22 protein-coding genes are annotated in these 24730 nt (G+C 68.7%); all 22 read right to left on the reverse strand.

What is annotated here, in order from left to right:
* Positions 1-108: 108 nt before the first annotated feature.
* Positions 109-2058, reverse strand: a complete 1950-nt coding sequence (locus tag AC3WLD_RS14300) for an SPOR domain-containing protein (protein ID WP_492557640.1) — start codon at positions 2056-2058, stop codon at positions 109-111.
* Between the two features lie 77 nt (positions 2059-2135).
* The gene (gene ftsZ / locus AC3WLD_RS14305; protein WP_492557641.1) at positions 2136-3698 is read right to left on the reverse strand and encodes a cell division protein FtsZ; all 1563 of its coding nucleotides are present in this window, start codon (positions 3696-3698) and stop codon (positions 2136-2138) included.
* A 165-nt stretch (positions 3699-3863) separates the two neighbouring features.
* Positions 3864-5147, reverse strand: a complete 1284-nt coding sequence (gene ftsA, locus AC3WLD_RS14310) for a cell division protein FtsA (RefSeq protein ID WP_492557642.1) — start codon at positions 5145-5147, stop codon at positions 3864-3866.
* The gene (locus tag AC3WLD_RS14315) at positions 5147-6112 is read right to left on the reverse strand and encodes a cell division protein FtsQ/DivIB (RefSeq protein ID WP_492557643.1); all 966 of its coding nucleotides are present in this window, start codon (positions 6110-6112) and stop codon (positions 5147-5149) included. Before AC3WLD_RS14315 ends, ftsA begins: the two co-directional genes overlap by 1 nt.
* Positions 6112-7056 carry a D-alanine--D-alanine ligase gene (locus AC3WLD_RS14320; RefSeq protein WP_492557644.1) on the reverse strand — a complete coding sequence of 315 codons (945 nt, stop codon included), beginning with the start codon at positions 7054-7056 and terminating at the stop codon, positions 6112-6114. The genes AC3WLD_RS14315 and AC3WLD_RS14320 overlap by 1 nt, the downstream gene beginning before the upstream one ends.
* Entirely contained in the window at positions 7053-7943 is an 891-nt protein-coding gene (gene murB, locus AC3WLD_RS14325) for a UDP-N-acetylmuramate dehydrogenase (protein WP_492557645.1), read from the reverse strand. The genes AC3WLD_RS14320 and murB overlap by 4 nt, the downstream gene beginning before the upstream one ends.
* Positions 7943-9358 (reverse strand): UDP-N-acetylmuramate--L-alanine ligase, encoded by a 1416-nt coding sequence (murC, locus tag AC3WLD_RS14330; RefSeq protein ID WP_492557646.1) that lies wholly within the window; start codon positions 9356-9358, stop codon positions 7943-7945. The genes murB and murC overlap by 1 nt, the downstream gene beginning before the upstream one ends.
* Positions 9355-10533 carry an undecaprenyldiphospho-muramoylpentapeptide beta-N-acetylglucosaminyltransferase gene (gene murG, locus AC3WLD_RS14335; RefSeq protein ID WP_492557647.1) on the reverse strand — a complete coding sequence of 393 codons (1179 nt, stop codon included), beginning with the start codon at positions 10531-10533 and terminating at the stop codon, positions 9355-9357. Before murG ends, murC begins: the two co-directional genes overlap by 4 nt.
* Positions 10530-11759 (reverse strand): FtsW/RodA/SpoVE family cell cycle protein, encoded by a 1230-nt coding sequence (locus tag AC3WLD_RS14340; protein ID WP_492557648.1) that lies wholly within the window; start codon positions 11757-11759, stop codon positions 10530-10532. Before AC3WLD_RS14340 ends, murG begins: the two co-directional genes overlap by 4 nt.
* Positions 11756-13060, reverse strand: coding sequence for a UDP-N-acetylmuramoyl-L-alanine--D-glutamate ligase (murD, locus tag AC3WLD_RS14345; protein ID WP_492557649.1), 1305 nt, complete (start codon positions 13058-13060; stop codon positions 11756-11758). The genes AC3WLD_RS14340 and murD overlap by 4 nt, the downstream gene beginning before the upstream one ends.
* A complete protein-coding gene (gene mraY / locus AC3WLD_RS14350) occupies positions 13057-14121 on the reverse strand; it encodes a phospho-N-acetylmuramoyl-pentapeptide-transferase (protein ID WP_492557650.1) in 1065 nt (354 codons plus the stop codon). Before mraY ends, murD begins: the two co-directional genes overlap by 4 nt.
* Positions 14122-15618 (reverse strand): UDP-N-acetylmuramoyl-tripeptide--D-alanyl-D-alanine ligase, encoded by a 1497-nt coding sequence (locus tag AC3WLD_RS14355; RefSeq protein WP_492557651.1) that lies wholly within the window; start codon positions 15616-15618, stop codon positions 14122-14124.
* Complete coding sequence (locus AC3WLD_RS14360) at positions 15615-17063, reverse strand: UDP-N-acetylmuramoyl-L-alanyl-D-glutamate--2,6-diaminopimelate ligase (protein ID WP_492557652.1); 1449 nt, start codon at positions 17061-17063, stop codon at positions 15615-15617. The genes AC3WLD_RS14355 and AC3WLD_RS14360 overlap by 4 nt, the downstream gene beginning before the upstream one ends.
* Positions 17060-18808 carry a peptidoglycan D,D-transpeptidase FtsI family protein gene (locus tag AC3WLD_RS14365; protein ID WP_492557653.1) on the reverse strand — a complete coding sequence of 583 codons (1749 nt, stop codon included), beginning with the start codon at positions 18806-18808 and terminating at the stop codon, positions 17060-17062. The genes AC3WLD_RS14360 and AC3WLD_RS14365 overlap by 4 nt, the downstream gene beginning before the upstream one ends.
* Positions 18805-19506 carry a hypothetical protein gene (locus AC3WLD_RS14370; RefSeq protein ID WP_492557654.1) on the reverse strand — a complete coding sequence of 234 codons (702 nt, stop codon included), beginning with the start codon at positions 19504-19506 and terminating at the stop codon, positions 18805-18807. Before AC3WLD_RS14370 ends, AC3WLD_RS14365 begins: the two co-directional genes overlap by 4 nt.
* Positions 19503-20462 (reverse strand): 16S rRNA (cytosine(1402)-N(4))-methyltransferase RsmH, encoded by a 960-nt coding sequence (rsmH, locus tag AC3WLD_RS14375; protein ID WP_492557655.1) that lies wholly within the window; start codon positions 20460-20462, stop codon positions 19503-19505. The genes AC3WLD_RS14370 and rsmH overlap by 4 nt, the downstream gene beginning before the upstream one ends.
* On the reverse strand, positions 20459-20962 hold the full coding sequence (locus AC3WLD_RS14380; protein WP_492557656.1) for a division/cell wall cluster transcriptional repressor MraZ: 504 nt from the start codon (positions 20960-20962) through the stop codon (positions 20459-20461). Before AC3WLD_RS14380 ends, rsmH begins: the two co-directional genes overlap by 4 nt.
* A gap of 338 nt (positions 20963-21300) precedes the next feature.
* Positions 21301-21984, reverse strand: a complete 684-nt coding sequence (locus tag AC3WLD_RS14385) for an ABC transporter (protein WP_492557657.1) — start codon at positions 21982-21984, stop codon at positions 21301-21303.
* A 16-nt stretch (positions 21985-22000) separates the two neighbouring features.
* The gene (locus tag AC3WLD_RS14390; protein WP_492557658.1) at positions 22001-22372 is read right to left on the reverse strand and encodes a hypothetical protein; all 372 of its coding nucleotides are present in this window, start codon (positions 22370-22372) and stop codon (positions 22001-22003) included.
* Positions 22373-22388: 16 nt separating this feature from the next.
* Positions 22389-23387 carry a cysteine synthase A gene (locus AC3WLD_RS14395; protein WP_492557659.1) on the reverse strand — a complete coding sequence of 333 codons (999 nt, stop codon included), beginning with the start codon at positions 23385-23387 and terminating at the stop codon, positions 22389-22391.
* Between the two features lie 64 nt (positions 23388-23451).
* Positions 23452-24114: a heme exporter protein CcmB gene (ccmB, locus tag AC3WLD_RS14400; protein ID WP_492557660.1), complete on the reverse strand. Its 663-nt coding sequence runs from the start codon at positions 24112-24114 to the stop codon at positions 23452-23454.
* Complete coding sequence (gene ccmA / locus AC3WLD_RS14405; protein WP_492557661.1) at positions 24111-24686, reverse strand: heme ABC exporter ATP-binding protein CcmA; 576 nt, start codon at positions 24684-24686, stop codon at positions 24111-24113. Before ccmA ends, ccmB begins: the two co-directional genes overlap by 4 nt.
* Positions 24687-24730: the final 44 nt, after the last annotated feature.

The raw sequence follows: 24730 nt of genomic DNA on the forward strand, positions 1-24730 counted from the left end.
GTAACGCACCGCTAACGACAATCGTGCCCGGCAAGGGGCTTGGGGGAAACTCGACAAGCCTGTTCAAAAGCTGTGCAAAAAGCGTGGATGCACCCGCGTGCGGGCACCCTACTTGCCCGCCGCCAGCACATCCACCGGCTGCCCGGCGGCGCTGGTCCAGAGGAACCCCTCGACCCCGCCGCGGCGGATCTGGTTGAGGAAGGCCTGCGCAGCCGCTTCGCTTTCGAAGGGCCCGGTGAGCAGGCGGAAATTGCTGCGCCACTGAGTGACATAGGCCTTCTTGCCGCGGAACGCCTCGGGCGCTTCCTTCACCAGCTTGCGCCATTCGGCGGGGAGCAGGTCCTTGTTGCCGCCGGTCAGCACCTGGACCCAGATGCGGCTGGGATGGCTCGGCGGTGGCGGAGCCTTGGCCTTGCCCTTGGCGGCCTTGTCGGACCCGCGCGAGACGGCGGTCGGCGCATCGGGCCGCTCACCCCGCGCGTCGCTGCCGCGGGTGACGACGGGTGCCGGCGCCGGAGCCGGCTTGGGCTTGGCCGGCGTGATCCGGGTGATATCGACCGCTCCGACCGAGGACGACTGCTCCTCCGCAGGCGGACGAAAGTCGCCGAAAACTGCGCCGAAACCGGCGGGCGCGGCAGCCGGTGCGGAACTAGGCGCGGGGACGGAAGCCGGGGCCGGTACAGGTGCAGGAGCGGGCGGCGGCAGGACGACCGCCGGCGCGGGCGCTGGCGCGGACTTGCCCACTTGCGCGAGGTCGAAGCTCGGTCCTGCCGCGATCGGCGCGGGCACCGGTGTCGGAGCCGGTGAGCCAACCGCAACGCTAGAAAAGCCGGGACCGGGCGCCGGGGCGGCGGCAGGCTTGGGGGCGGGGGTCGGCGGCGCGATCGAGGCGGGCACGGGCTTTGGCTGGGGCGCGGTCGCCGGGGCTGGCGCGGGTGCAGATACCGGCGCGGGTGCAAGCTTGGGGGCCGGCGCGGGCGCGGGGCGCAAGGTCGGTGGCGGCGGGGCGGCGGCGGCCTGGACCGGCGGTTCATCGACGCTTCCCGGACGGCGGCGAACGAAGCCCGATGGACCAGGCGTCGGTATCGACGAAGGCGCGGCGGCCACGCGGACCTTCTCCTTGCCCTTCGCCTTGCCCTTCTTGCCTGCGTCCTTCGGCCCGAGCGGCTCGCCCTTGGGTACGAGACCGGCGTCGGCCATCGGCAGGTGGCGCGGCGGGGCGGCGGCGAATTGGGCGGCGCGCGGATCGTCGCGGCCGATGTCGGCGGCGCGGGGGAACTTGCCGAAATTGGCGGCGGCAACCTGCTGGGCCGGGGTCAGCCGGGGCATGTAGCGCAAGTACGGCGTGATCCCGTCGGCCAGGTCCTTCGGCATCATCTGGTAGGCGATGGCCGAAGCCTCGTCGTCCGCGCCGGTAATCGCCAGCACGAAAGTGCGCGCGCGCCATGCCGCCGGGTCCTGCCGCTGGATCAGCGGGCTGAGCACCGCTTCGGCCAGTCGCCGGTCGCCGCTGACAGCAAGGCTGACGGCGTAGCGCCGGCGGATCTCGTCGCTCGGCGCCTTGTCCATCGCCAGCTTGTAATAGACCTGCGCCGAAGCCTGGTCGCCGACCATATCGAACGCCAGTGCCCGGTCCGCCGCGGTCGAGACGAGATCGGCACCGGCGGCTTCGGCCTGGTCGAAATAGGGAATCGCGTCGTAGGGGTTCTCGTTCTGCACGAGCGCCGCGCCGATCGCCGCCTTGACCCGCGCATTGCCGGGCGAAACCGCATCGGCACGGGTCAGAAAACCGACCGCAGCCTCGACGTCGCCCAGTTCGAGCGCCGCGTCGGATGCGACGATCAGCGAATCGAGGTCCTGCGGATTATCGGCCAGCCGTAGCAGGGCCTGGTTGAGCCGGGCCGAGGCGGTGTTGCCGATAGGCTGGACAACGGGCCGCGACACCGACTGCGGTTCGAGATCGCCGCCATCCTGGGCAGCGAGGACAGCCGAACTGCACGCCGCCAGCAGCAGCGCCCCGCGGCGAAGGCCGCGCGCGGCGAGAAGACCCGTTCTCATGGCCGCACTCATAGCGCTTGCACTCTTAAGCTGCGGCAACGGCCCGCCGTGCACGATGCACGGCGGGCTGCGTCGGATTACTGGTTGTTCTGGCGGCCGAGGAAACGCGGAATGTTGAGCGCATTGCCGTCGCCGCCCTCGTCGTCGTCCTCTTCCGCGGAGCGGTTGCCACGCGAGAGGTTGGCCATCCGCTCGAACAGCGTGCTGCCACCCGGCTGCCGGGCCGGAGCCGACGGCGCGGCCGGGGTCTCGGTGCGCGAGAAGCGCGGCATGACCGGGGCATCGTCCTGTTGCAGGCGATCGGCATCGAGCAGGAGCTCGTCCTGCGCCGGGGTTGCCGGCGGGGTGCTGGCGACCGGCTCTTCCGCAGGGGCTTCCTCGGTCAGCTCGAAGTCAAGATCGAGCGGCTCGTCGTCTTCGGCGGACGGCTGCGCGAAGCCATGGCCTTCGCCGACCACGGCATGCTCGGTTGCATCCGCCGGCGGCTGCATGCCGCCGCTGCCGGGTTCGCTCCACGAAACCTCGGGCGCGGGAGCCGGCTCAGGCTCGGGTGCGGAGGCGACGGGTTCGGGTGTCGACACGGGCACAGCCGGGGTGGCGACGCCAGGGAACGACGGCCCACGCGACGCGCCGGCAAGGCTGAACGGACGCTGCGCCTGCACGGCCTGCTCGGCGCTCTGCTCGATGCCGGTGGCGACCACCGAAACGCGGATCTTGCCGTCGAGGTCGGGGTTGAAGGCCGAACCCCAGATGATGTTGGCGTTGGGATCGACCAATTCGCGGATGTGGTTCGCGGCCTCGTCGACCTCAAGCAGCTTCATGTCCTCGCCGCCGATGATCGAGATGATCACGCCCTTGGCGCCCTGCATCGACACGCCGTCGAGCAGCGGGTTGGCGATGGCACGTTCGGCGGCTTCGAGCGCACGGTTCTCGCCGCTGCCCTCGCCGGTGCCCATCATCGCCTTGCCCATCTCGCCCATGACCGAGCGGACGTCGGCAAAGTCGAGGTTGATGAGGCCCGGCATGACCATGAGGTCGGTGATCGAGCGGACGCCCTGCTGGAGCACCTCGTCGGCCAGCTGGAACGCTTCCTTGAAGGTGGTTTCCGCCTTGGCGACGAGGAACAGGTTCTGGTTCGGGATGACGATCAGGGTGTCGACGTGCTTCTGCAGCTCCTCGATCCCGGCTTCGGCCGAACGCATCCGGCGGGTGCCCTCGAACAGGAACGGCTTGGTGACGACGCCAACCGTGAGCACGCCCTTCTCGCGCGCCGCCTTGGCGATGACCGGAGCCGCGCCGGTGCCGGTGCCGCCACCCATGCCGGCGGCGATGAAGCACATGTGGACGCCGTCAAGCGCGCGGTCGATCTCGGCCAGCGTCTCTTCCGCGGCGGCGCGGCCGACCTCGGGCCGCGAACCCGCGCCGAGGCCCTGGGTAATGTCCGGGCCAAGCTGGATGCGGTGCTCCGCAATCGCGTTGTTGAGCGCCTGCGCATCGGTGTTGGCGACGACGAAATCGACGCCCTCGATCTGGGCGTTGATCATGTTGGCGATGGCGTTGCCACCCGCGCCGCCGACGCCGATCACGGTAATCCGGGGCCGCAGCTCGTCGATAGCCGGGGGTCCGATGTTGATGCTCATGCCGATCTCCCAGGAGCCTCGAATTCAGGAATGGATACGTGACGTCTTTGTGGCACAACTGGAATCAGCCATGCATAGGGAATCCCGGCTTTTCCACAGCCGTGAGCCCGTAATTTCGCACGGTTTGCGCCGATCCGGCGGGATGGGCGGGCGGTTTCCGGCACCTCAAAAGTATTCCTTGAGCGCGGTGAAGACCTGGCGGACGAGGCGAAAGGGGCCGGCACTGATCACGTCCTGTCCGCTCCCGCGGAACGAGCGGATGTCGACCGGGTCCGCCGCAGCGTACAGCACCAGGCCGGCCAGCGTCGAGAATCCGGGCACGGCGTGCCCTTCTGGAAGGCCGGTCATCGTCGGCGGCTTGCCGATCCGCACCGGCCGGCCCAGCGCGGCCTGGGCATAGTCGGCCAGGCCGGCAAGCTCCGCGCCGCCCCCGGTCAGCACGATCTGCTGCCCGCGCTGCCCGGTGAACCCCAGCGATTTGAGTGCCTTGCTCACGCCATCGGTGAACTGGGCGAGCTGCTGGGTGATGACCGAAACCAGCTCGGCGCGCGGAATCCGGTTGGCCTCATCGGCATGGCGCGCGGTCGGCCCGGCCCCGTCGGGATCGCTCGGCGCATTGACCGGGATCATCTCGCGGTGGTCCGCGGGGCTGGCGATCGCCGAGCCGGAAACGCACTTGAGCCGTTCGGCCTGGTAGCGGCGGATGCCGAAAGCGGTGGTGATCGCGTCGGTGATGTCGCCCGATCCGAACGGGATCACGTGCAGGCCAAGCAGCATCCCGCCCGCATAGACCGAGACCGTGGTCACCTCGCCGCCGAACTCGATCAGCGCGACGCCCAACTCGCGCTCTTCGGGAGTCAGGCAGGCGTGGCCCGCGGCGATCGGCGAGCCGACCACCGCCTCGACCTGGAGGTGCGCGTTCTGGACCGCCTCGGTCAGGTTCCGAACCGGCGCGCCATCGGCCAGCATCACGTGGATATCGACCGCCAGCCGCTCGGCATGAAGCCCCTTGGGGTTGGGCACGCCGTGCGCCCCGTCGAGCGTGTAGTGTGCGGGCTGCGCGTGGAGGACCATCCGCCCGTCGGGCTGGATCACCTGTCGCCCGGCGACTAGCAGATGCTCGATATCGTCCTGTTCGATCCGCCGCCCGCCGATGTCGACCTCGACCCGGCTGGTCGTGCTGGCGAGCCCGGCGCCGGCGCAGCCGATCCACACCCGCGAAACGCCGACGTTGGCCATCTTCTCGGCCCGCTCGATCGCGTCGCGGACCGAATGGGTGGCGGCGGCCATGTCGGTGACATAGCCGCGCTTGATACCCTGCGCGGCGCGGTGGCCGGAGCCGAGCACGACCATTTCGCCGGTCTCGGTCAGCCCCGCGATCATCGCGGAGACGCGGAACGAGCCGATGTTGACGGCGGCGAAGACCTTGGCGATGCGCGGCGCTGCCATCAGTTTTCCTTGGCCTTGGTGGCCGCGGCGTTGGCCTTGGCCCGCGCCTTGGCGGCCGCTGCGGCGGCCTTTTCGGCGGCAGCCTCCTCGGCATGGCCGGGCACGCGCAGGTAGGTTCGCTCGGGCGAGCGCATGTCGATGTAGGCGACCTTGCCGCCGAGCAGCCGGTTGACCCCGTCCATCCGCGCGAATTCGAGCAGCGCCTTGCTCGAGGTATCCTCGCCCTCGGGCAGCGCCAGCACCTGGCCCGATTTGAAGGTGAGGTTCCAGCGGCGGTTGCCGACCCATTCGGCCTCGGCCACCTGCGGCTTGATCGCGGGGGCGGCTTCCAGCAGCGCGTCGAGCTCGGCGATCTGCCCGCCCGCGCCGTTGCCGGAGAGCTGGAGCAGCCCGCGGCCGCGCGCTTCCTTCACCCGCTCCAGCTCGGCCCCGGTTTCGTCGATCAAGACCAGCTGATCGCCCTTGCGCAGCACCGCTCGGGGAGTGCGCTCGACGATATCGATGACCAGCGTGTCGGGAAGCTGGCGGGCGACGCGGGCGTCCTTGACCCACGACAGCTGCATCAGCCGGTCGCGCATCGCCGCGACGTCGACCTCGGTCCAGGCGCGCTGCTGGTCACCGAGCACTTGGTCATAGACCTGGAGCTCGTTCATCCGCTGCACGCCGCGCAGCTGGACATGGTCGAACCGGAAGCCTGCGGTGGAAGACACCTGCGCGACCTTCTGCGCCGCCATGTCGGGCACGCCCGCGGCGCTGGCGACGACCCACGCCACGCCGCCGGCGATCACGAAGATGCCTCCCAGCACGATCCGGTAGAGCGTCTGCTCGCCGAAGGGCATCCAGCGCATGAAGGAATCGAACGCCGAGCCGGTGGTCTTCTTCGCGGTCTGCACCTTGGCGCGGGTGCCGCGCGCGGCCGCCGCCTTGCGTACCCCCTTGCCGCCCCGCCTGATCGTCTGGGCCATCAGCCTTCCCCTGCCGACTGCTTGAGCGCGTCCTCGACGATTGCTTCGACGAGGTCGGCGTAGCTCATTCCCATGTGCCGCGCCTGTTCGGGCACCAGGCTAAGCGGGGTCATGCCCGGCTGGGTGTTGACCTCGAGCAGGAACAGCCCCTCCACCCCGCGCTCGTCATCCCAGCGGAAGTCCGAGCGGCTGGTGCCCTTGCAGCCGAGCAGCTTGTGGGCCCGCAGCGCGATGTCCTTGCACGCCTCGGTGATCTCGTCAGGGATTTCGGCCGGGCAGATGTGGTCGGTCATCCCGTCGGTGTACTTGGCGTCGAAGTCGTAGAAGCCGGACTTGGGGCGCAGCTCGGTGACCATCAGCGCCTTTTCGCCGATCACCGCCGTGGTCAGTTCGCGCCCGCGGATGAACGGTTCGGCCAGCAGGCGGTCGAATTCCTGCCACGGCCCGCGCGCCTCGCGGAGAATCGGGTTGCCCATGTTGCCGTCCGCGGTGACGATGGCGACGCCGACCGACGAGCCTTCGTTGACCGGCTTCAGGACATAGGGCCGCGCCAGCGGATCGCGGGCGTAAAGTTCCTCGCATTCGACGATCCGCCCGCCGGGCATCGGAATCCCGTGGGGGACGAGCGCCTGCTTGGTCAGCTCCTTGTCGATGGCGATGACCGACGTGGCGAGGCCGGAGTGGGTGTAGGTCAGGCCCATCAGGTCCATCATCCCCTGCACCGTGCCGTCCTCTCCCGGCGTGCCGTGGAGCGCGTTGAACACGACGTCGGGCTTGGCCTCGGCCAGGCGCAGGGCAACGTCGCGGCCCATGTCGATCCGGGTCACGCGGTGCCCGCGCTCCTCGAGCGCCTTGGCGACGCCCTCGCCGCTCATCAGGCTGACCGGCCGCTCGCTGGACCAACCGCCCATCAGGACCGCGACGTGGAGTTTGGGCAAGCTCACTTGTTTCCGACCCTCTGGATTTCCCATTCCAGCTCGACGCCGGAATTTTCGCGCACCCGCCGGCGCACTTCCTCACCCAGCGCCTCGATCTCGGCGCTGGTGGCCTCGCCGGTGTTGATGAGGAAGTTGGTGTGTTTTTCGCTGACCTGCGCCCCGCCCAGCTGGAGGCCCCGGCACCCGGCCCGGTCGACCAGCTCCCACGCCTTGTGGCCGGGCGGATTCTTGAAGGTGCTCCCCCCCGTCTTCGAACGCAGTGGCTGGCTCGCTTCGCGGCTGGCGGAGATGCGGTCCATCTCGGCCTGGATCGCTGCCGGCTCGCCGGACTGGCCGCGGAACCGTGCGGCGACGACAATCGCGCCTTCCGGAAGGTCAGAGTGCCGGTAAGTGTAGTTCAGGTCGTTGGCGGGGAGAGTCACCAGCTCGCCCGAACGCAGCACCACGTCGCAGTCGATCAGGATGTCCTTGACCTCGCCGCCATAGGCTCCGCCGTTCATCCGCACGAATCCGCCGACCGTGCCGGGGATCGAGCGCAGGAATTCGAGACCGGCGATGCCTTTGTCACGCGCGGTCGAGGAGACGAGGATCCCGCTCGCCCCGCCGCCGCAGTCGAGCGTCAGGTCGTCGGCCGCGGTGACCTTCGCAAAAGCCTTGCCGAGGCGCACCACGACGCCGGCAACGCCGCCATCGCGCACGATCATGTTCGACCCCAGCCCAAGTGCCATGACCGGCACTTGCGCGTCGAGATCGCGCAGGAACGCCTGCAGGTCGGCCAGGTCCTTCGGCTCGAACAGCCACTCCGCCGCGCCGCCCGACTTGAACCAGACGAGCGGGGCCAACGGGGCGTTCTCCGTCAGCTTGCCTGAAACCTTTGGGAGCGTATCGGCCATCACGCCGCCCGCGCTCCCTGCGCCGCAATGGCGTCGGCGAGGCCAGCCGCCCACTTCGTGATATCGCCCGCGCCGAGGCAGACGATCATGTCACCCGGCTGGATCGTGCGGGCCAGCTCCTCGGCCAGGGCTTCGGGCCCGGCAATCGTGAACGCCGCGCGGTGACCGCGGGCCTTGACGCCCTCGACCATCGCGGCGCTGTCCACGCCCTCGATCGGCTGCTCGCCGGCGGGATAGACCGGCGCCGCATAAACCACGTCGGCGTCATTGAAGGCGCCCTGGAAGTCTTCCATGTGGTCGCGAAGCCGGGTGAAACGGTGCGGCTGGACGACGGCGATGACCCGGCCCTTAACACCCTCTCGGGCCGCCGCGAGTACCGCGCGGATTTCGACCGGGTGGTGGCCGTAATCGTCGATCACGGTGGCGCCGCCCACTTCGCCGACCTTGGTGAAGCGCCGCTTGACCCCGCCGAACTTGGCGAAGCCGCCGCGAATGCAATCGTCGGAGCAACCCATCTCGACCGCCACGGCCACCGCGGCGAGCGCGTTCTGGACGTTGTGGCGACCGGGCATCGGCAGCTCGATGCCCTCGATCCGGCGGAAGGAGCCGTCGCGCTGGCGCAGCGCCACGTCGAAGCGGTTGCCGCCGGGGATCGGAGTCACGTCTTCGCCGCGAATGTCGGCCTGGGCGGAAAAGCCATAGGTGATAACCCGACGGTCGCGAACCTTGGGGATGATCGCCTGGACTTCGGGATGGTCGATACACAGCATCGCCGCGCCATAGAACGGCACGTTCTCGATGAATTCGACGAAGGCCGCCTTCACCCGGTCGAAAGAGCCGTAGTGGTCGAGGTGCTCGGGGTCGATGTTGGTGACCACCGCCAGCGTGCCGTCGAGCCGCAGGAACGAACCGTCGCTCTCGTCGGCCTCGACCACCATCCAGTCACTGTCGCCGAGCCGCGCGTTGGAGCCGTAGGAGTTGATGATCCCGCCGTTGATCACGGTCGGATCGATCCCGCCCGCGTCGAGCAGCGCGGCGATCATGCTGGTCGTCGTGGTCTTGCCGTGCGTCCCGGCCACCGCGACCGTGTTCTTGAGCCGCATCAGCTCGGCCAGCATCTCCGCCCGGCGGACGACGGGAATGCGATGTTCGAGCGCCGCGACGACTTCGGGATTGTCGCGCTTCACCGCGGTCGAGGTAACAACCACCGAAACCCCGTCGACGTTTTCGGCCTTCTGCCCGATCGCGACCTTGATCCCGCGCTTGCGCAGGCCTTCAACGACATAGCTCTCCGCCATGTCGGACCCCTGCACCGAATAGCCCATGTTGTGCATGACCTCGGCAATGCCGGACATGCCGATCCCGCCGATGCCGACGAAGTGGATCGTCCCGATGTCGGTGGCGACGCCTTTCACCGTATCGTCTCCATCGCCAGCGCCTCGCGCCCCTGCGCGGCCGGTGTTTCGCTGCCGACCCGGATCACATCCATCAGCGGCGAAGCGCCGAAGCTTTCGACGAGGTCGGCCAGGTCGGTTACCGCGTTGGGTAGCCCGCAATTCCACGCCCCGTGCGCGGCGTTGGCGAGCGTATCTGGGCGCATGGCCATCGCCTGGATCTGCTTGGCGAGTTCCTTGGCGGTGAATCCGGTCTGGCGGATCGCCCGGGCCCCGCCGGCGGCGACCATCTCGCGGGTGTTGGCGGCCTGGTGGTCGTCGGTGGCGATCGGGAGCGGCACGAGGATCGCCGGGCGACCCGCCGCGGTCAGTTCGGCAATGGTCGAGGCCCCGGCGCGCCCGATGAACAGATGCGCGTCGGCGAGCTTCTCCGCCATGTCTTCGAAATAGGTGCCGAGCTCGGCCGGGATCTCGTGCCCGGCGTAGCGGGCACGGACTGCCTCGAGGTCCTCGGGCCGGCATTGCTGGGTGACCTGCAGCCGGTGGCGCAGGTTCGGCGGGAGCATGGCGAGCCCGTCGGGCACGACCTCCGACAGGATGCCTGCGCCCTGGCTGCCGCCGGTCACCAGCACACGAAACAGGCCGTCTTCGGCAAACGCCGGGAACGGCTGGTCCCGCAGCGCGAGGACTTCCGGGCGCACCGGGTTGCCGACGAGGTGGACCTTGTTCGCCAGCTTCGGGTCGAGCCGGTCGACCTGGCCGTATGACGTGGCAATCGCATTAACGCGGGGCGCCAGGAAGCGGTTGACCCGGCCCAGCACCGCGTTCTGTTCGTGGATCAGGCTCGGAATGCCCGCCTTCTGCGCGGCGAGCAGCGCGGGCAGTGCGGGATAGCCGCCGAAGCCGATCACCGCGGTCGGCTCGAAGCTTTCGAACAGGCGAAGCGCCATGCGCCGCCCCTCCCAGATCGCCTTGAGGCCCTTGAGCAGGACCAGCGGGTTCTTGCCGATGCGCCCGGCGGGCAGGACATGCGCCGTCAGGCTCGCCGGCTTGCCGGGGATCTTCGCGCCGCGCTCGTCGGTGACCAAGGCGACGTGGTGACCGCGTTTCTCCAGCTCGATCGCCAGCGCGAAAGCCGGGAGCAGGTGCCCCCCGGTGCCGCCCGCGGCGAGGACATAGTGACGGGACACGCTCATCGCCGCGGCAACTCCGGCAGGAAGGACTCGCGGGTCAGATAGGGGTTGCGTCGAGTGATCGCGAGGAGGAATCCAACACCCAGCAGCAGCGCAATGGTCGACGAGCCGCCGTAGGAGATCAGCGGCAAAGTCATGCCCTTCGACGGGAACAGCTGGAGGTTGACCGCGATGTTGATGAAGGCCTGTCCGGCCAGCTGCGCGGTCAGACCGGCAGTCGCCAGCACGGTAAAGAGGTCCTCTTCATCGAGCAGGCGCATCATCACCCGGACCACGATCGCGCAGTAGATCAGCACGATCACCGCGCAGACCCACAGCCCGAACTCCTCGCCAACGACCGAAAAGATATAATCGGTATGCGCCTCGGGCAGCGCCATCTTGCGGGTGCCGAGCCACAGCCCCGCCCCGCTCCACCCGCCGTTGAGCAGGGTCCGCATGGCGAGGTCGACCTGGTCGAACTCGGTCCCGCCGTTAAGGAAGCTGTCGATGCGGTGAGTTGCGTTGGGATAGAGGAAATAGGCCGCGATCACGAACACGATGATCCCGCCCATCGCCATCAGCACGCGGTTGATCGACAGGCCCGACAGCAGCACCAGCACGAACCACACCCCGCCGAACAGCATCGTCGAGCCGAAGTCCGGCTGCATCATCAGCAGCGCCGCGACCAGACAGAGCAGCCCGGCCGACAGCGGGATCACCGGCAGCTTGGGATCGCGCACCCGCCAGGACAGGATCCACGCGATGGCGATCGCAAAGCCGGGCTTGAGGAATTCGGATGGCTGGAGCGAGAACCCGATCCACAACCAGCGCCGCGCGCCTTTCACCTCGCTGCCGACCAGAGGCACCAGCAGCAGCGCCACGACCATCGCCGCGGCAAGCAGGATCGCGGTGCGCCTGGCCGTCTCCTTGGGCAGGAACGATGCTGCAAACATTGCCACAAAGCCGACCGCCAGCCAGCGCAAGTGGAGCCAGAAGAAGTAGAGATCAGGCAGGACCTTGTCCGCCTTCGACAGGCGGTGCGCGCTCGCCGGGGAACCCGCGGCGACCGCGACAATGCCGATCGCGACCAGCGCGAGGATCAGCGCGAGCAGCACCCGGTCGATCTCGCGCCACCACACGAGCAGTTCGGAGCGGCGGCTGCGGCGGAAGCGGTTGCCCTGGCCGACGACACGGACCCCGCCCTCGCGGGTCTGGGTCGCAATCATCCGGGTCGGCGTGGTCGTGCTCATGCTGACGCGTCCTCACCGATCAGGGCATTCACGCAATCGCGGAAGGTATCCCCCCGCGCCTCGAAATCACGGAACTGGTCGAAGCTCGCACAGGCAGGCGAAAGCATCACCACCTCGCCGGGCTTGGCCGCCTCCATCGCATGGCGCACTGCCTCGCACAGCATCTCGCTGCGGGTGACGGGCATCAGCGGATCGAGGATCTGGGCAAAGCGCGGCCCGGCCTCCCCAATCGTGTAGGCCGCGACGACATGGCCGAAGTGCGGGGCGCATTCGTCGAGGTCGTCGCCCTTGGGCAGCCCGCCGACGATCCAGTGGACGCGAGGGTACGCGGCGAGCGCGGGGGCTGTGGACGCCGGATTGGTAGCCTTGCTGTCGTTGACGTAGAGGACGCCGTCGTGCTCGGCGATCCGCTCCATACGATGGGGCAGGCCCTTGAAGGTCTTGAGACCCGCCTCGATCACCGCGTCGTCCAACCCGAGCGCACGAACCGCGCCGACCGCTGCCTGCGTATTCGCGAGGTTATGCGGTCCTTGCAGCGAAGGCCACTCGGCCTGGTTACCGGGCAAATCGACGCCTTGAAGAAACTGCACCGGCTGCGCATCGGGGGCGAAGCGCAGCGCGTCGAGGTCCATCTCGGCGTGGTAGTCGACGATAACGATCCGGCCGAAGCCCTGCATTCCGAACAACCGCGCTTTCGACGCGACGTAGCCTTCGAAACCGTCGTAGCGATCGAGGTGGTCGGGCGTGATGTTGAGCAGCACGGCCACATCGCAATCGAGGCTGTGCGTCAGGTCGATCTGGTAGCTCGACAGCTCGAGCACATAGACCCCGCCATCAGGCAACGGCTCCTGCCCCAGGATCGGCAGGCCGATGTTTCCCCCCATGCGGTTCGGGACACCCGCGACGTCGAGCAGATGATGCACCAGCGCGGTCGTCGTCGACTTGCCGTTGGTGCCGGTGATGCCAACGACCTTATGCTGTGGCAGGCTCGCCCGCGCCTGGGCGAAGAGTTCGATGTCGCCGATGATCGGCACGCCCGCATTGCGCGCCGCCTCGGCGATCGGGTGGCGGTTGAGCGGGACGCCGGGCGACACCACCACGCCATCGAAACCGGCTAGGTCGATCGTCAGCGGATCGGCGAGTTCGGCGCGGCCTTCCACCTGCGCGCGGGCTTCCTCGCGGTTGTCCCACGCGGTGACCTCGGCGCCGCTCGCCAGCAGCGTCTCGACCACCGTCAGGCCGCTGCGGGCAAGGCCCAGCACCGCATACCGCTTGCCCGCAAAGGCAGGGGAGACGATCACCGGACCTTCAGCGTGGCGAGGCCGAGCAGGGCGAGAATGATCGAGACGATCCAGAACCGGATCACCACGGTCGATTCCTTCCAGCCCAATTGCTCGAAGTGATGGTGGATCGGCGCCATGCGGAACACCCGCTTGCCGGTGCGCTTGTAGACGAAGACCTGGATGATGACCGAGGCCGCCTCCAGCACGAACAGCCCGCCGACGATCGCCAGCACGATCTCGTGATGCGCGGCAACCGCGATCACCCCGAGCGCGCCGCCGAGCGCGAGGCTGCCGGTATCACCCATGAACACGGCGGCAGGGGGCGCGTTGAACCACAGGAAGGCGAGGCCCGCGCCCATGATCGCGGCGCAGAAGATCGCCAGCTCACCCACGCGCGGCACGTGCGGGATGCCGAGATAGGTCGCATAGTCGACGCGGCCCGCCAGGTAGGCGATGATCGCGAAGGTCCCCGCCGCGATGATCACCGGCATCGTCGCCAGCCCGTCGAGCCCGTCGGTTAGGTTCACCGCATTGCCCGCGCCGACGATGACGAACATCGCGAACAGGTAATAGAACGGTCCGAGCGGCAGGTAGAGATTGCTGAAAAACGGCACGTACAGGTTTGTCTCGCCGACTGCGAGCCACGCCGCAATGCCCGCCACCGCGAATTCGAGGAGCAGCCTGACCCGGCCAGGAATGCCGGCGTGGTGGCGCTTCTTGACCTTGTCGTAGTCGTCAAGGAACCCGATCGCGCCAAAACCCAGCGTGACCACGATGCAGGCCCAGACATAGCGGCTCGACACGTCTGTCCACAGCAACATCGAAATGCTGAGCGAGGTCAGGATCATCAGCCCGCCCATCGTCGGCGTGCCACGCTTGGCGAGGTGCGACTGCGGCCCGTCCTCGCGGATCGGCTGGCCCTTGCCCTGTCGGACCCTGAGCATGTTGATGAAGCGCGGGCCGATGATCAGCCCGATCGCCAGCGCCGTCAGCAGGGTCGCCCCGGCGCGGAAGGTCTGGTAGCGCACGAGGTTCGCAAGGCCTTCGAACTGCAGCCATTGCGCGAGAAGGTAGAGCATTCATTCTTCCCTGGCGGCGAGGTCGCGGACGATTGCGCCCAGCCCCACCGAATTCGACCCTTTCACGAGGACCGCGTCGCCGCCCCCGATCCATTCTGCTGCCGCCCCGCCGGCCAGCAATTTGGCGGCTTCGGTGGCGTTTTCCACATGCGCCATCGCGAATCCGGGGGCAAGCTGCGCCCGCGGCGTTTTCCCCAGCGCACCGGCCAGCGCGGCCATTTCCGCACCCACCAGGATCACCCGGTCGACCCGCGCCGCGATGATCGGCTCAGCCAGCGCGGCGTGAAAGGTGTCCGCCTTTTCGCCCAGTTCCTTCATCGCGCCCAGGATGGCGACGCGCCCCCGCGCCGGAGTGGCGGCGAGCTGCTGCAGCGTCGCCCGCATCGAGGCCGGGTTGGCGTTGTAGCTTTCGTCGACCAGCAGCGCCTTGCCGCTTCCGTCGCCGCCTTTCGCCGCCACCTGGTGACGCGCCCCGCGCCCTGCGAGGCCCTCCATCTCGGCAAGCGCGAGGCCCGCTGCGCCAAGATCGCCGCCCACCGCGCGGACTGCGGCCATGACCGAAAGGCTGTTCGCCACCCAGTGCTCGCCGGGCTGGGCGATGGTGTAGCACAGGCGGCGATCGCCCATGTCGGCCGTGACAAGGGTACCGCCGCCCGGCGCGGGCACGGCGTCGAGCACCCGGACATCGGCATGCTTCGACCAGCCGAAGCTGACGACCCGGCCGGCGTGCTGCTCGGCCTTGGCGCGGAGGCGATCGAAATGCGGACTGTCGGCGGGGATGATGGCGATGCCGCCGGGACCGCCATCGAGCGCTCCCAGCCCCTCGAAGATTTCCGCCTTGGCGTCCGCAATCGCGCTCTCGTCCTTGAAGAACTCGATATGCGCCGGGGCGATGGTGGTGACGATGGCGACGTGGGGGCGGACCAGCCGGGTCAGCGCGGCGAGTTCGCCGGCGTGATTCATACCCATCTCGAAAACCCCGAAGCGGGTCCGTGCGGGCATCCGGGCGAGGCTCAGCGGAACCCCGACGTGATTGTTGTAGCTCTTGACCGAACGGTGCGCGCGACCCCGGCTCCCGCGGTCGAGCGCGGCATAAAGCGCTTCCTTGACTCCGGTCTTACCGGCTGAACCAGTGACTCCGATGATGGCGGCAAGTGCCCGATCGCGCGAGGCTTTTGCCATATCCTCAAGTGCACTTGAGGTATCCGAAACCAGCACGTGCGGGCGGTCGATCGGGCGATCCACGATCGCAGCCTGCGCGCCTTTGCCGAACGCGCCGTCAAGGAAGCGGTGGCCGTCGCTGGCCTCGCCCTTGAGCGCAAAAAACAGGTCGCCTTCATGGACGTCGCGGCTGTCGATGTCGCAGCCCGAGACCTCGAACTGGCAGTTCGCCTTGCCACCAGTCGCCGCCTCGATCTCGGCGGACGTCCACAACGCGAGGGGGAGGTCGTCCTCCGGCTCTGCGGGCCACTGAAGCAGAGCGGTCATGGCGTTCATGCGGCGGCCTCCCGGGCGACGGTGACGTCGTCGAAGGGCAAGACGCGCATCGCCTCCCCCCGCCCGACGATTTGGCCCTGTTCGTGTCCCTTGCCGGCGATCAGGACGATGTCGTCCCGCCCGGCTTCGTGAATCGCGGCGGAAATCGCCCCGCGGCGGTCCCCGATCTCGCGCGCGTCCGGACAGCCGGCGAGCACCGCCTTGCGGATCAGCGCCGGGTCCTCCCCGCGTGGGTTGTCGTCGGTGACGATGACGAGGTCCGACCCTGCCGCTGCGGCCCGGCCCATCTCCGGCCGCTTGCCCTCGTCGCGGTCACCGCCCGCGCCGAGCACGGTGATCAGGCGCCCGGTCAGATGCGGCCGCAGCGCGGCGATGGCCGCCTCGATCGCGTCCGGCGTGTGTGCGTAATCGACATAGACGGGCGCGCCGGCACGAGTGATCGTCGCGCGCTCGAGCCGCCCGCGCACCGGCTGGAGGCGGGCAAGCACATCAAGCACCGCGCCTTCGTCTGCGCCTGTTGCCAGGACGAGGCCGGCCGCGACGAGCGCGTTGGCCGCCTGGTACGCGCCGATCAGCGGGAGGTTGAGCTTGCGCGCCTTGCCAGAAAACTCGAGCTCGAGCGTCTGCCCCAGCTGCGTGGGGGTGCGGGCGAGCAGGCGGATCGTGTCCCCCTGCTCGCCCACCGTGAGCACGCGTAACCCCCGCGTCCGCGCGTGCCCGATTGCGCGGTCCGACCACTCGTCGTCCGTCCAGATGACGGCAGCCCCGTCATCCGCGACGACTTCGTCGAACAGGCGCATTTTCGCAGCGAAATACTCCTCCATCGTCGCATGATAATCGAGATGATCGCGCGACAGGTTGGTGAAGGCTCCGGCAGCGACCCGAAGGCCCTCGTTGCGAAACTGGGAGAGGCCGTGGCTCGACGCCTCGTAGGCGACGTGAGTCACGCCCTCGCGGGCGAGCCCGCTCATGTTGGAAAGGAACGTCACGATATCGGGCGTGGTCAGTCCGGTGGAGACGCTTTCGTCGGCGGTGGTCACGCCGAGCGTGCCGATCGAGGCGGCGGGATGGCCCATCATCCGCCACAGCTGGCGGCACATCTCGACCGTCGAGGTCTTGCCGTTCGTGCCGGTGACCGCGACGATGGTTTCCGGAACCGGGGTAAAGAACGCTGCCGCCATCCGCGCAAATGCGCGGCGCGGTTCGGGATCGGTGATGAGCGCCGCACCTTGCGCGGTCACCCCTGGTGCGGCAACGACCGCGACCGCGCCTGCCGCGACGGCTGCGCCGATGAAGTCCTCTCCGTTGAACCGCGCGCCCTTGAACGCGCCGAATACCGTGCCCGGCGCGACCTTGCGATGGTCGATGGCAAAGCCGGTCACCTGCGCATCACCATGCGCGCCGGCATCGAACCCGGCCGCTTGCGCGATCCGGCCGAGCTTCATTCGCCGTCCCCGTTCGCCACCAGCGGCGAGAGGTCCGAAATGTCCACGTCGCGGGCGTCGTCCGGCATGATCCCCAGCAGCGGGCCGATCCGCGGGACGACGCGGCCGACGATCGGGGCGGCGTTGTACGCGGCCGTGCGCTGGAACGAGGTCGCCTGCGTGCCCTGCGGCTCGTCGAGCATGGCGATGACGACGTAGCGGGGCTTGTCCATCGGGAACGCGGCGGCGAACGTCGAGACCAGCGAAGTCTTGTTATAGGCGCCGCCGTTCGCGCCCGGCTTCTCGGCCGAGCCGGTCTTGCCGCCGATGCGGAAGCCCGGCGCGTTGGCGCTGCGGCCGGTCCCGTCGACCACGATCATCCGCAGGAGCTGGCGCATCCGCGCGCTGGTCGAGGCCGAAAACACGCGGCGCCCCTCGGCAACGTGACCTGGATCGACCCTGAACAGCGTCGCCGGACGCCAGATCCCGCCGTTCACCAGCGCGGCATAGGCGGCGGCCAGGTGCAGCGGGGTGACGGCGATGCCGTGGCCATAGCTGACGGTCATCGTCGTGATCCGCGCCCACTCGTTCTTGCCCTCGGCATTGCGCGGCCACAGCGGGAAGCCGCGCGCCGGCAATTCGATGAACGGGCGCTCGTTCATGCCCAGCGACTGCATGGTCTGCTTGAGCCGCTGCCCGCCGAGCTGGTCGGCGATCTGCGCGGTGACGATGTTGGACGAGTGGATCAGCGCCTCGGGCACGTTGAGCGATGCGCCAAAGCTGTGGCTGTCGTGGATCTGGAAGCCGCCGATCTGGAGCGGCACGTTCGATTGATAGCGCTTGGCCATGTCGGTCACGACGCCCGCGTCGATGGCAGCGGCGACCGTGATCGGCTTGAAGGTCGAACCGAGCTCGTAGACCTGATTGGTCACCCGGTTGAACACGAGATCGTTCAGCGCCTGGTCCGAACGGTTCGGATTGAACGTCGGCAACGAGGCGAGCGCAACGACTTCGCCGGTATCGACATCGAGCACGATCCCCGCCGCGCCCTTGGCGTTGCTGTCGAGCATGCCCTTGTAAAGCTCGTCCTCGAGCGCGCCCTGCACCCGCATGTCGAGCGCCAGCACCGCCGGCTCTCCGCGAAGCGCAGGATCGTTGAGCCGCTTGTCGAGAACCTGCTCCATCCCGACGTGACCCACGCCTTCACTGTCGACGTAGCCGAGCACCTGCGCGGCCAGCGAGCCTTGCGGGTAATAGCGCTGGTTCTCGCGGGGGAACTCCAGCGCCGGCTCACCCAGCGCATGGATCTTGTTGGCCTCTTCGGGCAGCAGGCGTCGGCGCAGGTAGCTGGGCTTGTCGGACTTCAGCCGCCGCAGGACGTCGGCGCGGTCCATGTCGGGGAAGATGCCGACCAGCGCGTCGGCGACTTCGTCGGGCGTCTTGACCAGCGGCGCGCCGCCTTCGCCGAACACCTTGGGATTGAACCACAGGGCATAAGCCGGGAACGCGCGGGCAAGCGGAACGCCGTTGCGGTCGACGATCTCGCCGCGCGGCGGCAGCAGCGCCTCGGCCATCGAAGCGCGCTCCGGGCCCTGCTCGAACAGGCCCAGCTGGGCGATACGCAGGAGGAACGCGGTCGCGCCGAGCAGGAAGATCAGCAGAACGACGAGCACCCGCACCTTGGCGGTGACGAGCGACTTTTCGCGGACGTTGGCGAGCTGGACCCGGCCCGTCGAGATCGCGGCGGAGGCGGTCAGCGCGTTCATCGGCGCGCCTCGCGGGTGGTTTTGGCCGGTGCCTTGGCCGCAGTCTTTGCGGTGGCAGACTTGGGCCTGGCCTTGGCGGTGTCGCGCGCGCTCGTCGATGCCGTGGCGGCGGGGCGACCATGGCTCGCGGCCGAGGCCTCTTCCACGGGCTTCTTCGCCTTCTCCTTTTTCGCCGGGGCGGCCGGGCGCTCGTTTTCGTCGTCCCGTTCGACCGTGCCGAGCCGCTTGCCGAGCGCGGCGGCCGCGGCGGCGTGATCGACCGGCTTGGCGTCAGCGGCGTCCTTGTCCTCTTCGCCCAGAGGCTTGCCGGTCAGCGGGGAGACCATCGCCGGGAAGGCAGCAGCGGCGACCACGGCGTCGTCAGCCGAAGCGACGCGGATCGGCGCGGGCGCATCTGGCCCCATCGGCTTTCCGAGCATGGCCAGCTGCCGCTCGTTCTCGACGTACTGGCCCGAACCGGGCGCGACGTAGCCGAACTCGACGTCGTTCCACGCCTTCAGCTGCTGCTGGCTGGCACGGGTCTCGAACTCGGTTTCGAGATACAGCTTGTCGCGCTTCAGGGCGATGATGCGGTTCTCCGCCAGGCGCACCTCGCTCTTCAGCGCACCGACGCGGAACGACAGCACCATGTAGAGCGCGAAGCACACCCCGATCAGGGCGAGCCAGCCGATCGAGCGAAGGCGGCGACCCGGTATCATGCCGCGAGCCTCACCGATTCGGCCCGGGCCGGAGCCGCAGTGCGGATCGCCCAGCGCAAGGTGGCCGAGCGGGCACGGGGGTTGCGCGATTCCTCGTCCGCGCCGGGGCGTATTGCGCCCGAGGGCTTGGCGAACGGCGCGGGTTCGTTCGCAACCAGCTGCGGCAGGTGGCGCGAACCGCCACCGGTGCTGCCGCTCGCCTCGCGCAGGAACTGCTTGACGATGCGGTCTTCAAGGCTGTGGAAGCTGACGACGACGAGCCGGCCACCCGGGGCCAGCAGCAGCTCGGCGGCGGCCAGTGCCCGCTGCAGCTCGTCGAGTTCGCCGTTGATGTGGATGCGCACCGCCTGGAAGCTGCGGGTCGCCGGGTCCTTGGGCGCGCCGGGTCGATAGCCGAGCGCCTTGCGCACGACGTGTGCAAACTGGCCGGTGGTTTCCAGCGGGCGCGCGGCGACCACGGCGCGGGCAATCCGGCGCGACTGGCGTTCCTCGCCGTAGCGGTAGAGGACGTCGGCGATTTCGGCTTCGTCGGCAGTGTTGAGGAAATCGGCCGCGCTCATCCCTTCCTGCGACATCCGCATGTCGAGCGGACCATCGCTGGAGAAGGCGAACCCGCGGGCCGCCTGGTCGAGCTGCATCGAGCTGACCCCGATGTCCATGACCACTCCCTGCACTTGCCCGATCCCGGCATCGGCAAGTCCCTGCACCATTTCGGAAAAGCGGCGGTGGTGCAGCACCAGACGCACAGGATTTCCACAGGTTTCTGCCCAGCCTTGTCCGCTCGCGATCGCGTCGGGATCGCGGTCGAACGCGTGGACCGTCGCGCCCGCGTCGAGCAGACGACGGGTGTAGCCGCCTGCGCCGAATGTCGCGTCGACGATCACGTCGCCGGCCTCGGGCGCGAGCGCCTCGACGACTTCCTCGAGAAGGACGGGAATGTGCTGGGCGGCGCTCACTTGCGCCCCCGCTTGCCGCCCGCGGCGTCGGCCATCAGCGCCCGGCAGTTGGCCTGCGCCGCTTCCCAGCCCGGCCCCATCGCCAGAAGCGCTTCGGGGTCCCACAGGCTGAAGAACGCGCCGCCGCCGTGGAAGTACAGCGCCTCGCCGATCCCGCCGAGCCCGGCGATGTGTTCGGGCAGGATGAACCGGCCACTGTCGTCGAAGCTGACCTTGACGTAGCCGTAGAGCTGCATCGCGCGCAGGTCGCGGTCGTAGTCCTGCCCGCGCGCGATCGCGTTCTGCTCCTCGCGGTCGAGCTGCGCGGCAAAGGCTTCGGCGCGGGACAGGCCGAACCCGACGAGGCAGGGATAGCGTTCGTGCTTGTCGAGGCAGAGGATGCGCTGGCCGTCGGAGGAGGCCTTGACCTCGGAGCGGAAGTCGGAGGGCAGGACGAAGCGGCCCTTTTCGCCCCGCGGCGAAAAGCCCTGCCCCGTATAGCTGCTCGGCCCTCCCGCCACGTTTCGTCACCCCGCTTCGGAAACGCAAACCTCCCCTGCCCGAACCGCGCCGTCGCGCGATCCGGCCACCCCCGGCGGGTGCGGCACTAGGAATCGTTTCCGATGAACCCGGTCATTATCCCAGCCGTTGGCGGGCGAAAAGGGAAAAATGCGGGAAAATGCGGGAATTTGCGTCCAGCTGTTGATAACCTCCTGATTTCACGTGCCAGACGAGCCAGCAACAGACGCATCCAATGGTCGGACGCATCCAAAGCAAATGCCTGTTTTTCAAGACTTTCTATGACTGGAGATCGCTGGGGACGGGACTTTTCCCGTACTTTCCCGCAGCCAGTGCGGTGTCAGCCGGGAAAGGCCCGTGACAGCAGTGTTTCCAGTGCCTTTTCCCGCCCGCTCCCGTCATCCTCGGGTTCGAGAACGGCCGCGTCCGCGACAATGAAAACGTGACCTTTCCCGATCTCGCAAGAGGCCGTGAGGCCCTCGTCCGCGATCGTGCAGCGCGACTCGAACCCGCCCGGTTTCGTCGCAAGGCTGCCCGGCAGGTTGACCGGGATGCCGCCCTGGTCATGCTCGCCCGCAGGCTGGTCCTCGTCGAAGCGCAGGTCGAGCCCCCAGCGAGAAAGGATCGGCGAAAGGAGGACCATGTCCTGCGGCCGCCGCTTGTCGCCGAGGGCAAAACGGCTCTCGAAGGTGAGCATGGGATCGGCCAGCAGCAACAGCCGCCCGCCACCGCGCACCCATGTGTCGAGCGCCACGTTTTCCTGGGGGGCGAGGGAGCGCGGCTGGGCCATGACCATCAGCCTCTCGGCGGGCGCGGGATCGAGCGCGTCGACGGGCTCGAGCCTGTAGCGCTGTTCCAGCAGCGTCCTCGCCCAATGCGGCGGGCCGGGGCTGGCCAGCATCTCGGCCACCCCGCCCGTTTCGTTCATCACGATGGGCAGGCTGGTAAACAGCGCCAGCTCGGCACGTTCGGCGGGCACCGGCGCCTTGGCGCTGCAACCAGCCAGCAGCAAGGCGGCGAGCACTAGGAAGCGCATTGGATCACTGCCCGGCCGGAGCGGCCGGGGTGCTCTTTTCGGTGACGGGAAGTTCCGGCGCGACGCCCATGTCGACCAGTGGATCCTTGGCGGCGGTCTCGCTCGCCGAGGGGCTGGCTGCTGCAGCTGCGGCCGCGGACGCGGGCGTGCTCTTCGCCGCGTCTTCCGACAGTTGCGCACGGTCCATGATGATATTGGCGAGACCGACCAGCAGCAGCATGGCAGCGAGGCCCACCGCGCCGATCTGCAGGCGATGCACGGCCTGCGCGCGCAGGTCGCGCAGTCCGGCATTGTTGCCCGGAGGCAGCCCACCAGCCTGCAGCGCGTTCTGCACCGCGGCGGTCTGGGCCGGTTTCGACTTGTCGAAGAAAGCCATCGGCTCGTCTTCTAGCCTATCCTTCCAGCCATGGGAACACCGGCAGGCCCTTCGCCTTCAGCCACTCCGCATTGTAAAGCGAGGAGAGGTAGCGGAAGCCGGTGTCGCACAGGATCGTCGCCACCCGCGATCCCTTGCCGAGCTGCTGGCCCAGCGCCACCGCGCCGGCGACGTTGATCCCGCTCGACAGGCCCAGGCACAGGCCTTCCTCGGCAAGCAGGCGGCGAACCCAGTACAGCCCTTCCTCGTCGGAGATGCGGAACTGGGTGTCGATCGGCGCGCCTTCGAGGTTGGCGGTTATCCGGCCCTGCCCGATCCCTTCGGCGACCGACGAACCTTCGGCCTTCAGCTCGCCATTGGCGTAGTAGTTGTAGAGCGCTGCACCATGTGGATCGGTGAGAGCGATCGTGATCTTCTCGTCGAATTCCTTGAGACCCAGCCCGACCCCCGCGATCGTTCCGCCGGTACCTGCGGCGCAGGTGAAGCCATCGATCCGGCCCTCCATCTGCTCCCAGATTTCGGGCGCGGTGCTTTCGATGTGGGCGCGGCGGTTGGCGATGTTGTCGAACTGGTTGGCCCAGATCGCCCCCTCGGTCTCCTCGGCGATGCGGCGCGAGGTGTGGACGAAGTGCCCGGGGTTCGAAAACGGCGCCGCGGGTACCAGGACCAACTCCGCACGCAGCGCCCGGAGCGTGTCCATCTTCTCCCGCGACTGGGTTTCCGGCATCACGATCACGGTCTTGTAGCCGCGCGCGTTGGCGACGAGCGCGAGGCCGATGCCGGTGTTGCCGGCCGTCCCCTCGACGATCGTGCCGCCCGGCTTGAGGATGCCGCGCTCTTCGGCGTCACGCACGATCCACAGCGCCGCGCGGTCCTTCACCGAGGCGCCGGGATTGGCGAATTCGCACTTGCCGAAGATGTCGCAGCCGGCTTCCGCACTCGGCCCTTCGAGGCGGACGAGCGGGGTGTTGCCGATAAGCGCGATGGTGTCAGGGGTGAGGGCCGGTGCTGTCATGGTGCGTGAGTTAAGGTCGAATAACCCCGGCGGCAATGAATTTGCGCTTGGCGGGCGCGTAGCCTCACTCCCGTCCGGCCCGGATCGCCGCGCCTCCGGCGAACGGGGCGATGGCCAGTGCAGCCAGGCTGACGGCCGCCAGCAGCAGCAGCCCGCCGTCGCCCCCGGGCTGGAGCGAGCCCGCGCCGAAGATCAGCAGCGGCACGGTCAGCGGGATCGCCAGCAGTCCGCCAAGCGCCGCGCCGGAGCGAAGCCCGGCGGTGAGCGCGGCGATGGTCACGCCGATCGCGGCGAGGCCCGGCGTGCCGAGAAGCAGGCCGATCTCGATGGTCGCTAGCTGGTTCGAATCCAGCGACAACAGCCCTGCGGAAATCGGCGCGGCGAGCATCAGCGGCACCCCGAAGCTCAGCCAGTGCGCAACGATCCGCACCAGGACGAGCCACTCCTCGCTGATCCCGCGCAGCGCCCACTGGTCAAAGAACCCGGCCTCCACGTCGGGCTCGACCAGCCGGTCGAGCGGCAGGATCGAGGCGAGCAGCGCCGCGACCCAGATCACCCCAGCCCCGGTTCGGGCGAGCAGCTTTGCATCCGGGCCGACCGCGAACGGGAACAGCATCGCCACCGCCAGGAAGAACAGCAGCGGCAGGACCGCCCCGCCGCGCCCCTGGCTCCCCGCCAGCAGCAGCGCGATGTCGCGGCGGAAGATCGTCCACAGTTGCCCGATCACGGCGCGAACTCCGCCAGCGCGATGGTCCGCAGATCAGGCAGGGCGAGCGGCTGGTGCGAGGCGATCACCGCGATCCCCCCGGCCGCGCAGTGCGCGGCGATCGCGCCTTGCGCCACCTTGCTCCATTCCGCGTCGAGACCGTTGAGCGGTTCGTCGAGCAGCCAGATCGCCGCGTTGCTCCCGGCCACCCGGGCGAGCACCGCGCGCTTCTTCTGGCCGGTCGAGAGGAACCGCACCGGCACGTCGGCAAGGTCGGCGAGCCCGAACGGATCGCCTTGCGGAGCGCTGCCGTCGAGCCGCGCCCAGAAGCCGAGCGCGCGCTCCAGCGGCAGGTGCCCGTCGAGCGCCAGTCTTTCGTCCGACAGCGCCAGAGCGCCTTCGCGCTCCACCTCGCCGGCATAGGGCCGCAGCAGACCGGCAAGGATGCGCATCAGGCTCGACTTGCCGATGCCGTTGGGACCGGACAAGTGCAGCGCCTGGCCCGCACCCAGCGTGAACGACAGCCCCCGGAACAGCACCCGGTCGCCGCGCCGGCAGGCGATGTCGGTGACAGCGATGCGGCACTCTTGCATGGCGCAGCGCGATAGGGGAAACCGCAGGCCCTGCCAAGGAGAGC

The organism is Novosphingobium sp. FW305-C-111, assembly GCF_058783565.1.

Excerpts from the sequence above, each read along its gene's own strand:
- AC3WLD_RS14300 (WP_492557640.1), bottom strand. The coding sequence starts at position 2,058 with ATGAGAACGGGTCTTCTCGCCGCGCGCGGCCTTCGCCGCGGGGCGCTG.
- ftsZ (WP_492557641.1), bottom strand. The coding sequence starts at position 3,698 with ATGAGCATCAACATCGGACCCCCGGCTATCGACGAGCTGCGGCCCCGG.
- ftsA (WP_492557642.1), bottom strand. The coding sequence starts at position 5,147 with ATGGCAGCGCCGCGCATCGCCAAGGTCTTCGCCGCCGTCAACATCGGC.
- AC3WLD_RS14315 (WP_492557643.1), bottom strand. The coding sequence starts at position 6,112 with ATGGCCCAGACGATCAGGCGGGGCGGCAAGGGGGTACGCAAGGCGGCG.
- murB (WP_492557645.1), bottom strand. The coding sequence starts at position 7,943 with ATGGCCGATACGCTCCCAAAGGTTTCAGGCAAGCTGACGGAGAACGCC.
- murG (WP_492557647.1), bottom strand. The coding sequence starts at position 10,533 with ATGAGCGTGTCCCGTCACTATGTCCTCGCCGCGGGCGGCACCGGGGGG.
- AC3WLD_RS14340 (WP_492557648.1), bottom strand. The coding sequence starts at position 11,759 with ATGAGCACGACCACGCCGACCCGGATGATTGCGACCCAGACCCGCGAG.
- mraY (WP_492557650.1), bottom strand. The coding sequence starts at position 14,121 with ATGCTCTACCTTCTCGCGCAATGGCTGCAGTTCGAAGGCCTTGCGAAC.
- AC3WLD_RS14355 (WP_492557651.1), bottom strand. The coding sequence starts at position 15,618 with ATGAACGCCATGACCGCTCTGCTTCAGTGGCCCGCAGAGCCGGAGGAC.
- AC3WLD_RS14360 (WP_492557652.1), bottom strand. The coding sequence starts at position 17,063 with ATGAAGCTCGGCCGGATCGCGCAAGCGGCCGGGTTCGATGCCGGCGCG.
- AC3WLD_RS14365 (WP_492557653.1), bottom strand. The coding sequence starts at position 18,808 with ATGAACGCGCTGACCGCCTCCGCCGCGATCTCGACGGGCCGGGTCCAG.
- AC3WLD_RS14370 (WP_492557654.1), bottom strand. The coding sequence starts at position 19,506 with ATGATACCGGGTCGCCGCCTTCGCTCGATCGGCTGGCTCGCCCTGATC.
- AC3WLD_RS14390 (WP_492557658.1), bottom strand. The coding sequence starts at position 22,372 with ATGGCTTTCTTCGACAAGTCGAAACCGGCCCAGACCGCCGCGGTGCAG.
- AC3WLD_RS14395 (WP_492557659.1), bottom strand. The coding sequence starts at position 23,387 with ATGACAGCACCGGCCCTCACCCCTGACACCATCGCGCTTATCGGCAAC.
- ccmA (WP_492557661.1), bottom strand. The coding sequence starts at position 24,686 with ATGCAAGAGTGCCGCATCGCTGTCACCGACATCGCCTGCCGGCGCGGC.